The sequence below is a fragment of the Sinobaca sp. H24 genome (assembly GCF_023845525.1).
In genome coordinates this window covers 18270-33742 of record NZ_JALBWT010000046.1, presented here as the reverse complement: position 1 = coordinate 33742, position 15473 = coordinate 18270, and the positions used below count along the sequence as shown (strand labels likewise).

At 44.5% G+C, this 15473-nt stretch carries 13 protein-coding genes and 3 pseudogenes; 11 read left to right on the top strand and 5 right to left on the bottom strand.

Annotation, left to right across the window (positions count from 1 at the left end):
- Nucleotides 1-181 (top strand): hypothetical protein (locus tag MMY81_RS29975; protein ID WP_252315703.1); only part of this gene is annotated, 181 nt, incomplete at its 5' end.
- A gap of 38 nt (nucleotides 182-219) precedes the next feature.
- On the opposite strand, the pseudogene MMY81_RS36040 reads toward MMY81_RS29975, so the two are convergent.
- Both MMY81_RS36040 and MMY81_RS29960 read right to left on the bottom strand, forming a co-directional pair.
- Nucleotides 220-1065, bottom strand: a pseudogene (locus MMY81_RS36040) (Cof-type HAD-IIB family hydrolase).
- A pseudogene (locus tag MMY81_RS29960) lies at nucleotides 1062-1838 on the bottom strand (DeoR/GlpR family DNA-binding transcription regulator). Before MMY81_RS29960 ends, MMY81_RS36040 begins: the two co-directional pseudogenes overlap by 4 nt.
- A gap of 180 nt (nucleotides 1839-2018) precedes the next feature.
- On the opposite strand from MMY81_RS29960, the gene cobT reads away from it, so the two are divergent.
- Nucleotides 2019-3053, top strand: coding sequence for a nicotinate-nucleotide--dimethylbenzimidazole phosphoribosyltransferase (gene cobT / locus MMY81_RS29955; protein ID WP_252315700.1), 1035 nt, complete (start codon nucleotides 2019-2021; stop codon nucleotides 3051-3053).
- A 36-nt stretch (nucleotides 3054-3089) separates the two neighbouring features.
- On the opposite strand, the gene MMY81_RS29950 is transcribed toward cobT, so the two are convergent.
- Both MMY81_RS29950 and MMY81_RS29945 read right to left on the bottom strand, forming a co-directional pair.
- Complete coding sequence (locus MMY81_RS29950) at nucleotides 3090-3662, bottom strand: superoxide dismutase family protein (protein WP_252315699.1); 573 nt, start codon at nucleotides 3660-3662, stop codon at nucleotides 3090-3092.
- Between the two features lie 103 nt (nucleotides 3663-3765).
- Nucleotides 3766-4211: pseudogene (locus MMY81_RS29945) on the bottom strand (Lrp/AsnC family transcriptional regulator).
- Between the two features lie 160 nt (nucleotides 4212-4371).
- On the opposite strand from MMY81_RS29945, the gene MMY81_RS36035 reads away from it, so the two are divergent.
- From MMY81_RS36035 to MMY81_RS34695, 9 genes are all read left to right on the top strand, one after another.
- A complete protein-coding gene (locus MMY81_RS36035; protein WP_374563135.1) occupies nucleotides 4372-4689 on the top strand; it encodes a chromate transporter in 318 nt (105 codons plus the stop codon).
- Nucleotides 4690-4707: 18 nt separating this feature from the next.
- On the top strand, nucleotides 4708-4920 hold the full coding sequence (locus MMY81_RS36030; RefSeq protein ID WP_374563132.1) for a hypothetical protein: 213 nt from the start codon (nucleotides 4708-4710) through the stop codon (nucleotides 4918-4920).
- Nucleotides 4920-5453: a chromate transporter gene (locus MMY81_RS29935; protein WP_252315705.1), complete on the top strand. Its 534-nt coding sequence runs from the start codon at nucleotides 4920-4922 to the stop codon at nucleotides 5451-5453. The genes MMY81_RS36030 and MMY81_RS29935 overlap by 1 nt, the downstream gene beginning before the upstream one ends.
- 220 nt (nucleotides 5454-5673) lie before the next feature.
- Nucleotides 5674-6357 carry a response regulator transcription factor gene (locus MMY81_RS29930; RefSeq protein ID WP_252315698.1) on the top strand — a complete coding sequence of 228 codons (684 nt, stop codon included), beginning with the start codon at nucleotides 5674-5676 and terminating at the stop codon, nucleotides 6355-6357.
- Nucleotides 6350-7459, top strand: coding sequence for a histidine kinase dimerization/phospho-acceptor domain-containing protein (locus MMY81_RS29925; protein ID WP_252315704.1), 1110 nt, complete (start codon nucleotides 6350-6352; stop codon nucleotides 7457-7459). The genes MMY81_RS29930 and MMY81_RS29925 overlap by 8 nt, the downstream gene beginning before the upstream one ends.
- Nucleotides 7423-7770, top strand: coding sequence for a sensor histidine kinase (locus MMY81_RS29920; protein ID WP_252315697.1), 348 nt, complete (start codon nucleotides 7423-7425; stop codon nucleotides 7768-7770). Before MMY81_RS29925 ends, MMY81_RS29920 begins: the two co-directional genes overlap by 37 nt.
- A gap of 242 nt (nucleotides 7771-8012) precedes the next feature.
- On the top strand, nucleotides 8013-11510 hold the full coding sequence (locus MMY81_RS29915; RefSeq protein WP_252315696.1) for a hypothetical protein: 3498 nt from the start codon (nucleotides 8013-8015) through the stop codon (nucleotides 11508-11510).
- 69 nt (nucleotides 11511-11579) lie between these two features.
- Nucleotides 11580-13304, top strand: coding sequence for a hypothetical protein (locus MMY81_RS29910; RefSeq protein WP_252315695.1), 1725 nt, complete (start codon nucleotides 11580-11582; stop codon nucleotides 13302-13304).
- Nucleotides 13297-14100, top strand: coding sequence for a class D sortase (locus MMY81_RS34695; protein WP_252315694.1), 804 nt, complete (start codon nucleotides 13297-13299; stop codon nucleotides 14098-14100). Before MMY81_RS29910 ends, MMY81_RS34695 begins: the two co-directional genes overlap by 8 nt.
- A 150-nt stretch (nucleotides 14101-14250) precedes the next feature.
- Here the strand turns inward: MMY81_RS34695 and MMY81_RS34690 are convergent, their stop codons facing one another.
- Nucleotides 14251-15441, bottom strand: a complete 1191-nt coding sequence (locus MMY81_RS34690) for a helix-turn-helix domain-containing protein (RefSeq protein ID WP_252315693.1) — start codon at nucleotides 15439-15441, stop codon at nucleotides 14251-14253.
- Nucleotides 15442-15473 lie beyond the last annotated feature (32 nt).

Below are 15473 nucleotides of genomic sequence, written 5' to 3'. Positions count from 1 at the left end.
GGGTGCTTGTCGGCGGATTCATTATTTAACCAATGCCCGGACGCTGTTAACGACCATTCACGTCTCAGATGAATGGAGCGCGATCATTCATCTTGCCATTCTGGCATTCTGGGCCGGTGCCATTGCCGTAACGGTTAAAAAAGCAAGGAGCGGAAATCAGGGTGCACCTAAAACGGCATAAGATTAAACCCGGTGCAGCCGTGCACCGGGTTTTAGCTGTTAATCGATGAGTTGATGAAGCACGTGGGCCACTCCATGTTCGTCATTGCTTCGCGTTATTTCTGTACTGATGTGTTTCACTTCTTCAAGTGCATTGGCCATAGCAAAGCCCCGGCCGGCTGCCGTAAGCCATGGATACATCGTTTAAACTGTCACCAATCGCATTGTTTGCTCCATCGTGACTCCAAGTTCTTCAGCAAGCCGCTCAGCATTTTTCCTTTGGAGCAGTGGGTTCCAGTTCAAATTATGGACGAGCTTACAAGGGTAAGTTCTTTACGGTCTTCAAACTCTTTCCAGCCAAGCTCAAGCTTCTGCGCTCAAAAAGAAAAGGCAAGAATATTGAACAGATCAATCGATTCATCAGCAAGCTCCCGGGGCTGTCGATAAAAGAAAAACCGAACTGACTGTATTGCTTGCGGGCAGACTGCAAAAGGGTTTCTTTCTGTATACCGGGGTTGGCACTCGAAATGCGGTCCATTTCAATCGTTAAATATCACGGCTGTTCTGCGCAGTGTAAATAGCGTTATTGCTGAATACTTCATAGTAGAAACGATTTTTTTCCAGCCAGTCAAGCGCAGAGAGCGCTTCCTGTTTATCAAGAGGGATTTTGGTATGTTCTTTATAATCAGGAGTATGCAGAGTAGCACCGTTGGCTGCAATAATCCATGTGTCTATGCCTGTGCCTTCAAAAAGGTACTTTACGTCAAAATGGGCACGGCCTGTTGCGATAACTACCTCTATATTATTCTGCTGGGCTCTGCGGATAGCGTCCAGGTTTTCCGTGCTGATTGTGCTGGAACTGTTTAAAAGCGTTCCATCTAAATCAACAGCAACTAATTTTCTCATTGGTTGTCTTTCCTTTCTGTACTGACAATGAGCTCCACTCCGTTTTGGCTGAGAAGCTTTTGGAAAGCAGAAGATGGGGGTCTGTCGGTAATCAATACGTCCATTTCAAAGAGTTCGGCAAATTTGTAATAAGACGTTACCCCTATTTTTGAATGGTCGGCAAGCGCAATGCGGCGTTCGCCTGTTTGATCATTCTGCGCTTCACCATGCCGTCCTCTTCATGTGCAATAGTCAGGCCGTTTTCCGAAATGCCGACAACTCCAAGAAATGCCGTATCTGTGAAATACTCACTTAACTTATCCGTGACGGATTCGCCATGCAGAAACTGATGCTCCTTGTGCAGTTCTCCTCCTAAAATATGAATGCGGACATTCGGTTTTAAAGAAAGGATGGCTGCCTGGTGGGTGGAATTCGTAATAACTGTGCAGGATTGGTCGTTTATAGACTCTGCGCACGCCTGAACCGTAGTGGAAGCATCAAGAATTACCTTATCTTCATGATAAACAAGAGAAGCAGCGATGCGTTCCAATTTCCTTTTTTCTGTAGATACGGTCTGCAGACGCTGCTGATAGTCGCCTACATAATCATGCCTGCTCGGGAGGATAGCGCCGCCCCTTGTCCGGATAATACGATTTTCCTCTTCTAAGCGGAACAAGATCACGACGGGCGGTATCTTTAGATACACCGAACAAATCGCAGATAACGGCTGCCGACACGCGCTCATGTTCTTCAAGGTAATCTATAATCGCAATCAGTCTTTCTTCTTGATACATGGCTGCCTCCTGGATAAGTGAAAGTAAGTGATATATTGATAATATCACAAGTTTTATTAAGTGGATATAAGTACTTATAATGATTTTTATGATATAAAATAATAAGTTCAATTGATAAGAAAAGAATTGCTACAATAATAAAAGAGTAGTCATACATAATAGATGAGGAGCAGATCTGACATGCAGACATTTAAGATTCCACCGTTTAATAAAGAAGCGGCGGAGGAAGCATACAGCTATATACAAACGCTGACAAAGCCGCCGGGAAGCCTGGGGAAGCTGGAAGATATAGCCGTTCAGCTTGCCGGTATTACTGGAAAACGCGGAGCTTCCATAAAGAAAGCAGGCGTACTCGTGTTTGCAGCTGATCATGGTATTACCGAAGAGGGAGTTTCTGCCTTTCCGCAGCAAATCACCGGACAGATGGCTAAAAACTTCCAGCATGAAGGCGCAGCCATTAACGCTTTTGCAAAAAATAAACATGCTGCCTTTCAACTGGTTGATATAGGCATGGCCGCGGAGCTGGATCCTCATTTTATCGGCATCAGCCGTAAAATAGGAAATGGAACGAAAAATTTCAGGAAAGAATCTGCGATGACAAAACAGCAGGCCGAAGCGGCGGTAAATGTTGGCAGAGAGGAAGCGGCTGCTTTTATAGAAGCGAACGAGCTGGAATGCTTTATTACCGGCGAAATGGGAATAGGAAATACAACATCAAGCAGCGCGGTGCTGGCCGCTTTGTATCAGGTCGATCCTGCAGAAGTAACTGGAGCAGGAACCGGTCTGGATGATAAAGGTGTTGAACAGAAGCAGGCGGTTATCCGGGAGTCACTGGCCGAAAGAAAACCGAATCCGGCAGACGTATGGAGCGTGCTGACTGAAGTAGGCGGGTTTGAGATAGCGGGAATGACAGGGGCGATGCTGGAAGCGGCCCAACGAAGAATTCCGATTATTGTGGATGGATTCATAAATACAACGGCAGCGCTGGCTGCTGTGAACCTATGTCCGGAAATCAAGTCTTATTTATTGTTAGGACATCGTTCCGCAGAAAAGGGCCACGCCTTTGCTATGGAAAAGCTCGGGCTGGAGCCGATACTGGATCTCGGTATGAGGCTCGGAGAAGGAACAGGGGCTCTACTTGCCCACTCTATAGTGGAAGCATCTTCAGCGATGGTTATAGACATGGCAACTTTTGATGATTTAGCCGGGTATTAAAAAAAGACCGCCTTCGAGGGCGGTCTTTTACTGTATTTACTCGATAACACCACAAGCAATGCGGTCGCCTGCATCACCGGCAGGCTGTGTTTCATAGTCATCTTCATTTTCATGTATAACAAGTGCTGTATTGTCATCATCAAATAGAGAATTATCTTCATGACGATCTACAATAATATCATCAGAGGCATCAAGCTCCGTTGTGACTTCTCCATTTTCATCAGTTTCGATGTTCGGAAGGTCTCCGGCATGAGGGCCTCCTTCTGCTTCCGTACCGTGTTCTGCATCAGTCGGATTGAAATGATCGCCAGCTGATTCAAAGTCCGGCGCTGTACATTCCCCTGTTTCATGGATATGGATACCGTGCGTACTATCGGCCGGAAGACCGGAAAGGTCAAGCTGGACGGTAACTGTTCCATCTTCGTCCTGCACAATTTCAGCCGTACCGGCATCTGCTTCATCACTTGTCATTACATTAGCCGAGGCCGTATACTGACCGCCTTCTGAGGCAATCTCATCCTGTTCATCCTCTGCTCCACTGTCTCCGCAGGCAGCAAGAACGAAAAGAAGTGCTGCTGCAAAAAGAAAGAGCATGTTTTTTCTCCACATAGTTTTCTCCCCTTTATAAATGTTACTATGTTTATGTTTTCACTTAAATGAAGAGGTTTAAACGACAATTCACAAATATGCCACAACTGAAAAGTATATTGTTTTAAAGCTTCAGACCGGACCTGCTTTTAAATCGTCTTAAAAGAATATGGCTTTCTACGCGGGTGATGCCTTCTAGTGCATAAAAGCTCTTCGTTGATAAACACTTCTAGCCGCTTAAAATCATCGACAAGTACATGCATATGCAGAGTACTGGACCGGTCATTTGATAACAGCTGGCGACACTCGGATGTCCACGAGCGTTTCCGCAACTTCTACGAGCGATGCCGGTTCACAATCAACTTCAAAAAATGCAGAAACGGTTTTACCGGTTTTTTCTGAATTAAACTACTACACTGAACGTTCGATAATCCCTTTTTCTTTTAACTGCTGCACCCTGTCTCTTACAGACACACGAGAAATATTTAAACGTCTGCCAATTTCTACATAAGACATGCGGCCGTCTTCGACCAGACAATCAATAATTCCCTGATCTAATTTGTCGAGCATGAGAACACTCCTTCTTTTTTGTTTACTATTTTTAATCATTTTAACATAAGGTAAATAGATAGTGATGAATTTAAACAAAAAGAAGTTATTTTTCGATAAAATACATCGATTAGTTATTATATGTTAAGATAATGAAAACAAAAGTAAGGGAGACGGTTATATGCAGTGGCGGATTTTCTTAGCTTTTTTCCGAGTAGGGATGCTTGGGTACGGCGGCGGCCCGGCCTCTATTCCTTTAGTACATAAAGAGGTGGTCGAGCATTATAAATGGATGACAGATGAAGAGTTTGGAGATGTACTGGCGCTCGGAAATACGCTTCCGGGACCTATTGTTACAAAGCTTGCCGGGTACATCGGCTATAAAAAGGGCGGTGCCCTTGGAGCTGTAAACGGAGTTATCGCGATTGTAGGACCGACTGCGGTATTAATGATGCTCTATTTGCCGTACTTGCCAACTTTCAGGATGCGGCATGGGTGAAACGGGATTACCAATGGAGTGCTGCCTGTTGTTACTGTCATGATGGGAGTGCTTACGTGGAGCTTTATTCAAAAATCGACGAAGGATCTGGGCTGGGTGCGCGTATTATTCTTTATTATCTTCGGCCTTCTGATTATCAGTGTGCTTAATGTACATCCTGCGATTGTCATTGTTCTTTTAATTGCTGCTGCCCTGCTTCAAAAAGATAAAAAGAAGGAGGGGACAGCATGATCATCTACTGGGAAATCTTTGTAGCTTTTTTTCTGCCGGGTATTCTTGGATATGGCGGAGGCCCGGCTTCGATTCCGCTGATTCAGTATGAAGTAGTAGAACGGTACGGCTGGATGAGCGTAGGAGAATTCAGTGAAGTGCTGGCCATTGGAAATGCGCTGCCGGGTCCTATAGCGACAAAAATGGCCGCCTACATCGGCTATGAAGCCGGGGGCGTATTCGGTGCTGTTGTAGCCCTTTTTGCAACGATTGCACCTTCGCTTATTTTAATGCTGCTGCTCATGGGCCTGCTGTATGCCTACCGTCAGTCACCAAAAGTAAAAAGGCTGACAACCTATGTACGGCCGATTATCGCTGTACTGCTCGGTATTCTAACCTTTCAATTTCTTGAAAGCGCACTGGACGGAGCAGGTGCGGTGCAGACGATCCTATTAATTGTAGGAAGCTATCTGCTGATGGAAAAATGGAAAGTGCATCCGGCTTTCGTTATTATTCTCTCTATCATATACGGCATTTTGTTTCTGGGAAGCTGAAAAAAATTTAAATCTTTTTTCGTTCGACATATACCGGACACATTAAGCCTTTATATTATATTCATACCCCCTTTTAAATAATATATAAGAGAGAGTCTCCGAACGCCATCGGAGGCTCTTTCTTTATATCATTACATATTTAAAGAAAATGCTGTTTTGTCCGTTTGTTTTTTACGTATATAAAAAAGTTGGTATACTGGAAAAAAGTGAGGGGACCTAAATGGAAAAAATACTTATTATAGAAGATGAAGCTTCAATCAGCCAGGTATTAAAAGCCTATCTGCAGAAAGCCGGATTTGAAACTAAACAGGTTTATCATGGAGATGAAGCAGTAAAAGCTTTCGATCATCAACGACCGGATCTGGCGTTGATTGATGTGATGCTTCCTGGTCGTGACGGCTGGTCTATACTTAAACATATAAGAGAAAAAAGCGCCTGCCCTGTGATTATGCTGACAGCACTTGGTGATATGGATTACCGCTTGAAGGGACTTGATGAAGGAGCGGATGATTACATACCAAAGCCGTTTGATGGCAAGGAAGTAGTTGCTCGTGTGAAGGCCGTTCTCAGGCGCTCAGGGACTACTCTATCCGAGGAAGACGTTCAGCATTTCGGGAGCCTTACCGTTTATACCAAAGCGCACCGAGTCACCTTAAATGGGGTTGATATAACATTTTCTCCACGGGATTTATCGTTGTTTTTATTTCTTGCCGATCATCCGAATCAAACGATGGAACGCGAGCAGATTATTTATCACGTATGGGGGATGGACTACGAAGGCAGTGACCGTGCTGTCGATCTATCGATTAAACGAATCCGCCAGTCCTTAAAACACTGGCCATCTACAGAAGGAGAGATTAAGACGCTGCGGGGATTGGGGTATCAGTTCTGTGTTTATGAATAAAAACCGGAAAGTGTCTATTCTCCGCTACTGGACGACCCGCTATTTGCTTACCCTGCTCATCGGCCTGCTTATTATCGCTGCGCTCTCTTTATTCTGGATCCGTCAGACAACAGTAGATCACAGACTTAACGTGACACAGCTTGTAGCTCAGGAAATGGCAGATCGTGTCGCGACAGAAGGGGGCGAAAGCGGAACGCTGCCAAGAGAAGAAGTTCCTGATTTTTTTCAGGATAGACAGAGTGTACTTAATGTTGAAACCAACCCCCTTATTTATATTGTAGACAACAATGGGGAGTCGATTACGAGCAATGCTATCCGGGGGTTTGAACCGGAGCTTGCTTTCCCTGCCAGTGTTCTGGAAAAGGAGGATTCCATTCAGCGCTTAAATATTGACGTGGTGGGGAATTCTTTTTTAGTAAAAGCACCGATTATTCAAGACGGGGCCAATATTGGCTGGGTGGTTATTATTCAGCCGGTGAATGAAGTGGCTCAGTTAAACCAGGAATACAGCCTGGTAGCTATTATGGTTGTAGCGCTTGCTTTACTTGGCTGGCTGACTATTTATATTTTGTCGCGCAGGCTCTCCTATCCTGTGAAGCGGGTATCGGGTGCCGCGAAGCTTGTCAAAGAACAAAATTATAACTTTACGCTTCCGGAAAATATCCGTGAAAAAGAAATTCATGAGCTCGTGGACTCTTTTAAGGAGATGTCCGCCAGGCTGCAGCGGCTTGAAAAACTTCGTACGGAGCTGTTGGCCGGGGTGACGCATGAACTGAAAACCCCGGTTACTTCTATCAGCGGACTGCTGCAGGCTGTAAAGGATGATGTAGTGACAGATGAAGAAGCGGCGGAATTTATTGATATTTCTCTGAAAGAAACAGAACGGATGAAAACGATGGTGGCAGATCTTCTTGCTTTCAATACATTCAGCGCCAACGGTGTGAATGTGGTGATGGAAAAAGAGAAATGGGAGGTCTGCTGCAGGAGGTCGTCCACCAATGGGGCATCACAAATAAAGAAAGCCGGACGACCCTTCATCTGGATGTCCCTGACGAAGAAATATATGTGCAGATTGATTCTGCCAGACTTCAGCAGATTATGATTAACTTGTTGAACAACGCACAGCAGTCCTTTGGTCCGGAAGCTGAAGGAACGATTCATGTGAATGTGAAGCAGGAAAACGGCCAGGCCTATGTTGAAGTGACAGACAGCGGCAAAGGAATTGAAGAAAAAGAGAAAGAATATATTTTTGAACGATTCTTCCGTGGAGAAAACAAGAAGTATGAGACACATGGACTTGGTCTTGGACTTGCTTTTAGTTTAATGATTGCCCAGAGTTTACATGGAGATTTAATCCTCAAAAGCAGCAATCCGGGTGAGACTACCTTTGTATTGCGTTTTCCTGCTGAATAAAATCTACAGTAAATCCGTTTTTCCTTATTTAAGGAAAAACGGATTTTTTTGTATAAAACACATACATATTTAGATATTTGAAAAAATATGAGAATATCTAAATTTTCAGATTTATTAATATTTTACACTAGAAATGAAATATTTTGTCAATGAGAGGGAGTGTTTTTATTTGAATCCAGAATATCTATGGTCGAAATCACTGGAAGCAAATCTTTCTTCATTAAAAAATAGGGGGGAACCAAATGAAAAAAAAGCATGTAAAACATATTGATTATCGGAAAAAAATGGATCGGAGCCAAAAAAGACATAAACGCAAAACCATAGCTGTCATGACCGCTGCCTCGATTACGATTATGCCGTTTGCAGGCGGAGCGATGAATGATTACGGGACCAAAACAGGTTCTAATACAATCAGCTCCATGAGTAATATTCTATCAGGCACGCAGAGTGCAGAAGCGATTGATGTCAGTATTTTTGAGAATAATTCCTTAAGTTCCACATATACGCCGGAAAGTCAGACTCTGGATCTCAGCTATTCTGCCAGCTCTCTCGCAGATGTCAGCGTACTTGAAGACGGGGTTGTCATATTTGAGTTTCCTGAAGGGGTCCTCGATAATGCAACAGTAGGAACACCTACCGTATCAGGGGGGCTTCTTAGTGTAACTTCCGGAAATCCTAGTGCGGTTGTAGATGGCAACCAGGTCAGGGTTGATTTTTCTCAATTATTAAGTGCTGATTTGCTTAGTGCCCTGGACGGTGATTTAGGAATAATTGATATTTCTGCTATTCTAGACTTATTAGGATTAAGCTCTGATCTTCAGGTGGATCTGGGAATTACATTTGATGAGCCGCTGGCTCCAGGAACCTATCCTGTTTCCGCTGCTTCTACCGATGGAAACTTGGTTGATGTAACGGTAGGAACAGCTAATGCTGGGACAACTGATTTCACAGTAGCAGATGAAGGCGACGGAGACGCTGATGCGGATGGAGACGCTGATGCGGATGGAGACGCTGATGCGGATGGAGACGCTGATGCGGATGGAGATGCTGATGCGGATGGAGATGCTGATGCGGATGGAGATGCTGATGCGGACGGAGATGCTGATGCGGATGGAGATGCTGATGCGGACGGAGATGCTGATGCGGACGGAGATGCTGATGCGGATGGAGATGCTGATGCGGATGGAGATGCTGATGCAGATGGAGATGCTGATGCGGACGGAGATGCTGATGCGGATGGAGATGCTGATGCGGATGGAGATGCTGATGCAGATGGAGATGCTGATGCTGATGCGGACGGAGACGCTGATGCCGACGGAGATGCTGACGCGGATGGAGATGCTGATGCGGATGCGGACGGAGATGCTGACGGTGGTTTAGATATAATTGTAGTAGGTGATGCCGATGCATCGGGAACATTTGACGAAACTTCTAATCAGCTTAATGTGAACTATGGGGTTGATTATTTAGTTACAGCTGGCGCATTAAATGAAACGTTCTATGCTATTGAACTTCCTCCAGAGTTTACTGATTCTTCTATCATCGAAAACATTGAAATTATTGAAGCTGGCAGTGGTGTTGTGAACGTCAGCCTGAACCCTACAGAAGATGAAGCATTTTTGGATGAAGAGAACAATAGAATACTAATTCCGGCGAGCGGATTAGTCGATATTGGTGTGCTTAACGGTGTTGATTTTGATATCACAATCAGCTACTCAGAGACACCGGCTGCTGGAACCTACGAAGGCACTGGAAGACAATTGAATGAAAACCTTCTCTCTGTTGAAGCACTAGCAGATACCGAACAAACATTTAGCTTTTCTATTTTAGATGATGGCGATGGAGACGCGGACGGAGACGCTGATGCCGACGGAGATGCTGATGCCGACGGAGATGCTGATGCCGACGGAGATGCTGATGCCGACGGAGATGCTGATGCCGACGGAGACGCTGACGCAGATGGAGACGCTGACGCAGATGGAGACGCTGATGCGGATGGAGACGCTGATGCGGATGGAGACGCTGATGCGGATGGAGACGCTGATGCGGATGGAGACGCTGATGCGGATGGAGATGCTGATGCCGACGGAGATGCTGATGCCGACGGAGACGCTGACGCAGATGGAGACGCTGACGCAGATGGAGACGCTGATGCGGATGGAGACGCTGATGCGGATGGAGACGCTGATGCGGATGGAGATGCTGATGCCGACGGAGATGCTGATGCCGACGGAGATGCTGATGCGGACGGAGACGCTGATGCGGACGGAGATGCTGATGCGGACGGAGACGCTGATGCGGATGGAGATGCTGATGCGGATGGAGATGCGGATGCGGATGCGGACGGAGATGGTGATGGTGGAATAGACATTGCTATCGATGCGGATGCAGCAATCACTGGAGAGTATGATACGGATAGTGAGAGCTTGAATTCAATGTACAATGTCGAATATTTAGCTGAAGTGAATTTGTTAGATGATTCTTTCTATAAGCTAAGTCTTGAAGATGAGCTTTTAGAAAACATTGATCGAATTGAATATATTGATGTAAATGGAAATGTTCAAACAGTGGCGCTGGAAGGAAGTACAGAAGAAGATGCTATATCCTTACTTTCGGTAGATGAAGGAGCTTTTCTAGAAGGTAATGATATCTTTTTCCCAGTAAACAGCGCATTGCTCGATATAGGAGTAAATGATGAAGGTATGGTAGATTTTACAATTTTCTATAATGAGCGCCCTCTGGATGGTATTTATACTATTACTGGAGAACAGGTAAATGAGAACTTATTATCCGCAGCAATTTTCGCTGAAACCATTGCTTCTGTTGAAGTTGAGATTCCTGTTTTAGATGACGGAGACGGAGATGCTGATGCGGACGGAGATGCTGACGCGGACGGAGATGCTGACGCAGATGGAGATGCTGATGCGGACGGAGATGCTGATGCAGACGGAGATGCTGACGCGGACGGAGATGCTGACGCAGACGGAGATGCTGATGCGGATGGAGATGCTGATGCGGATGGAGATGCTGACGCGGACGGAGACGCTGACGCGGATGGAGATGCTGACGCGGATGGAGATGCTGACGCGGACGGAGATGCTGACGCCGATGGAGATGCTGACGCGGACGGAGATGCTGACGCCGATGGAGATGCTGACGCGGACGGAGATGCTGACGCCGATGGAGATGCTGACGCGGACGGAGATGCTGACGCCGATGGAGATGCTGATGCAGACGGAGATGCTGATGCCGACGGAGATGCTGACGCGGACGGAGATGCTGACGCAGACGGAGATGCTGATGCGGATGGAGATGCTGACGCGGACGGAGACGCTGACGCGGATGGAGATGCTGACGCGGACGGAGATGCTGACGCCGATGGAGATGCTGACGCGGACGGAGATGCTGACGCCGATGGAGATGCTGACGCGGACGGAGATGCTGACGCGGACGGAGATGCTGACGCGGACGGAGATACTGATGCGGACGGAGATGCTGGGGCCTCTGGTTCTGGTACCGACGGAGATGCAGATCAGGATAGCGGCGTTACGGGTACAGATAATGGTGACTCCGCTGGAGATGAATCTGCAACAGGAGATAGTGAAGAAGCAGCGGCAGATGGAGAAAGACTGCCCGATACAGCTACAAACATCTTCACTATCGGATTAGCAGGTCTTGGTATTGCATTGGCTGGTATTTTAGCAAAAATGGCATTAAATAGAAGGAACAAATGGCAGTAATTACTATCTCCCCCTGTTATATGGGGGAGTATTTACATAGAATACCGATGCATAAAAGGAGGATCAGGCATGCCGGGGAAAATAGAAGAACAACTAAAAGAATTTTCACTGCTTAAACAGAGCCTGCTTTCTAAAGAAAAAGATATAATAGAAAAAAATTGTGGTTATTTTGGCAGAAAAGAGAAATTTATCGTGTTTCTCTCTGTTAGTGATGGCAAAACGAGAGCTTCCGTCTATTCCGCTTCTGCTAACACATTAGAAGCAAGCATTAAAATGGTGCAGCAGCTATGTAATAAAAATCATCAGCGTTCCCGTATCATTGGGGCCAGATTGGAAGCTGTTATTTCACCAGAGTCTATGAGTCTGGATGAATTTTTTGTGCTTTCCACAAAAACGAAGAAGAATTATCTGCGTAAAGGAATATCCTTTGACGAGCAGTTCAATCTTGCTTTTATGGAACAGGAAGTATTAAGCAATGCTTTTATATTAAAATCAAATAAAAAGCAGCAGGATGTTATTTCATTAAAAAATGTCAATGCCTATGCTAAAGCACATAGAGGGTTCAACTATCCAATTCAAGAACAGCATGTTAAACAAATTATATTATTTGATACGATAGGGTTTTTCTGCGGGAGTGACGAGGTTATAGAGCTGGAGAGCGGAGGGTTAAATCATGGCAGGAGGAAGCTGCCCCAGGCAGATGCAGACACCGTTTTCCAGGTTATAGAAAGCTCTTCCCGTTTTTTAGCAGGAGAAGTAAAAGAAAATGGGGCTTTCACTTATGGGTATTTTACTCACTTTTACAAAGAAATCAAATGGTATAACATGCTTCGGCATGCCAGCACAATTTACTCAATGATTGAAGCGTATACGTTAACGAAGAGTGATGATTTAAAAAACTCCATTGATCGAGCCATCGGCTATTTAATCGACGAGGGTATCGTTTTAAAGTCGCATCGAACATATGGTACAGCTGCCTATGTCGTAGACGAAAAGAACGATAATGAAATCAAGCTCGGTGCTAATGGTGTCGCTCTGCTGGCTTTATGTAAATATACAAGTGTATTTGAAGATACATCATACATGCACGTGATGAAAGCGCTCGGCCGAGGCATTCAGTCGATGCAGGAAAAAGATGGCCGATTTATTCATATTCTGCACGCAGAGGATCTTCAGGTGAAGGAAGCTTTTCGGATTATTTATTACGATGGGGAAGCTGCCTTTGCCTTAATGCGGCTTTATGCTCTGGATCGAGACGAAAGCTGGCTGAACACAGTGATCCGTACCTTTGATTATTTTATAGAAAATGACTATTGGAAACACCATGATCATTGGCTGAGTTATTGTACAAATGAGCTGACGAAGTATCTGCCGGAAGATAAATATTATCTGTTTGGATTAAGAAATGTAGAACGAAAACTGGAATTTATTTACCATCGTGAGACGACATATCCTACATTTCTGGAGCTGTTAATGGCAGCTCATCATATGATCGGAATGATCAAACAGCAGGGAAAAGAACATCTGTTGGAAGGGTTTCCGACAGATCGGGTTTATGAAACCATTGAAAAAAGAGCTTTATATCAAATGAATGGTTACTTTTTCCCTGAAACCGCGATGCATATGAAATACCCTGACAAAATTGAAGGGGCGTTTTTTATCAGACATCACTCATTTCGCACAAGAATTGATGATATTGAACACTATTTATCCGGCTATTACCACTATTATACGGAGTATTTAGGAGAGGAGAGTCCGGTGCAGCAGCAAAAGGAGATGATCCGGAGTGATTAGAAAGCTAACGTCATTATTGATTGTTGCCGGGCTTGCCATGCTGGGATTCAGTCTATATGAATATGTTTCCGTGCAGCAAGAGGAAGCTAGTACTGTCGGCGAAATTGAAGAGCTGCTTGATAGACCGGAAGAAGAACAAAGCAATTCCAGCTGGTTCTCGTTCTTTGGAAGTTCAGACCGTTCGTCTTCTTCAACACCTGCTGAAGAAGAGCAGGCTGATACAGAGGAAAGGGCAATCTCGGAAGAAGAAACCGAGGGGCAGAGAGATCGTGAATCAGAAGTGAATGAATCAGAAGCGGACCCTCCAGGTGAAAGCGAAATAGGTAGAAATACAGATTCTGCCCAGGAAATGGAAAGTTCATCTAATTCTACGGAACAGGCTGATGCATTTAATCCACAGACCGGTGAGGGTATAGCCCTTCTGCATATTCCATCGCTGGACGCCGAGCTCCCTGTTGTGGAGGGAGTAGATGCGAACAGTCTTCGTAAAGGAGTCGGACATATGGCGGAAACTGCACTGCCGGGACAGGGAGAGCAGATATTGTTATCCGGTCACCGGGATACAACATTCACTGATTTTGGAGAATTGGAAATTGGGGATCGGTTTATTGTCGAGCTGCCTTACGGGACTTATGAATATGAAATGAGGGATTCAGAAATTGTAGATCGAGAAGACCGGAGCATTATCCGTCCAATGGGGGAAGAAGTATTAACGCTTTCGACCTGTTATCCATTTCATTATCTTGGCGATTCGCCGGAAAGGTTTATTATCTATGCCTATCCTGTTAATGAATAAAAATAATACGAATAGTATGATGGTTTGTTTCATGACAAATCAGGCCGGCTCTGTATAAAGGGCCGGCTTTAATTGATTTATAGAAAGTACTTAGAAAATGGAGATTGTGAATTTAATAATTTGACTTCAAGAGAACAAAAAGGCCTGAAATTAACCGCCATTTCGAAATTCGTTGGGGGTCTGACTAGTGATTTTTTTAAATTGATACGTAAAATAACTTTGGCTTTGGAAACCGCAGTAATACGAAATATCCAAAATGGAGTACGTGGAATGCCTGAGAAAATGTTTGGCTTTATTTATTCTTTTATTTAATAGAAATTCCTGGATAGAATAGCCGGTATCTTTCTTAAAAGTAGTAGACAGATAGTTAGGATGGCGGTTACAGTGTGCTGCAATGTGTTTTAAAGATACATTCTCATGAAGATGTTTTTCAATATACTCTATGATCATCTGAGTCATTCGGGTGTAGTCCATAGAGAGATGACGTTTAATTCTTAACAGTATGGTTTTTAACATCTGCTGTTCGAGTGCCTGCCGGACCTGAGGGTTTTCAATATTTTTTTGGACTTCTATATTTTTAATCATCGATTCGCCCAATTTTATTGTTTGTAGAGGATCAAGGCCAGCTTCAACAGCTGTTCGGACAATAGTATTAACAAATACAATTAGGTTATTTTTGATGGAACGCACAGGAGTGTTTGCCAATGTGAGCAAATGGTAACGGTCAAATGCGGCCATCAGATCCAGTACCTGGTCATCTCCTATACTTAATAAATGTAGAAACTGCTGTTCGAGCTTAAAAGGAAAGGGCGTATAGTTCTCATCCTGCTGAAATATTTGATCCTCCGGCATGATATCTTCTTTAAAACCAGTACCTTTGTCATTCGCTGGGAGATAGGCATTTCTTTTAATCAGAAGCAGCATATCTTTTAAATAATTAACCTGTTTTGGTGTGCATTTGAGAAGATCAGAATTAGGCACTGCTTTATCTTTTGGCATTAGACCTGTTTGCCTTGTTTCTGAACCAGCTTCTTCTAATAGAAAAGGACCAACTACTATCCATTCCTCTTCGTGTGATGAGTATTTGGTTACAATAAAATGGAGACTGTCGGCATCTGATAGTAATTGGACGCTGGATAAATTATTTAATAAGGGATCTTCGATCAAACGCCGCTGAAGAGAAGAATGGTCAAATATATACGATGGACAGGCGGCAGGTCTTGCAAACCGTTTCTCACCTTTGCGATTAAATAAATATATGGGGAGCCGGGTGGTGTAATGAAAGAATGTCAGCTGTTTTGCAATAGGTTGAAGGTATGAAGATATCCCAGGTGGATTCACTATACTCCTCCTTACAAAATATTTATATATTT

What these genes read in the sequence shown, in the direction of transcription:
- cobT (WP_252315700.1), top strand. Translation starts at nt 2,019, where the DNA reads ATGCAGACATTTAAGATTCCACCGTTTAATAAAGAAGCGGCGGAGGAA.
- MMY81_RS29950 (WP_252315699.1), bottom strand. Translation starts at nt 3,662, where the DNA reads ATGTGGAGAAAAAACATGCTCTTTCTTTTTGCAGCAGCACTTCTTTTC.
- MMY81_RS36035 (WP_374563135.1), top strand. Translation starts at nt 4,372, where the DNA reads ATGCAGTGGCGGATTTTCTTAGCTTTTTTCCGAGTAGGGATGCTTGGG.
- MMY81_RS29930 (WP_252315698.1), top strand. Translation starts at nt 5,674, where the DNA reads ATGGAAAAAATACTTATTATAGAAGATGAAGCTTCAATCAGCCAGGTA.
- MMY81_RS29925 (WP_252315704.1), top strand. Translation starts at nt 6,350, where the DNA reads ATGAATAAAAACCGGAAAGTGTCTATTCTCCGCTACTGGACGACCCGC.
- MMY81_RS29915 (WP_252315696.1), top strand. Translation starts at nt 8,013, where the DNA reads ATGAAAAAAAAGCATGTAAAACATATTGATTATCGGAAAAAAATGGAT.
- MMY81_RS29910 (WP_252315695.1), top strand. Translation starts at nt 11,580, where the DNA reads ATGCCGGGGAAAATAGAAGAACAACTAAAAGAATTTTCACTGCTTAAA.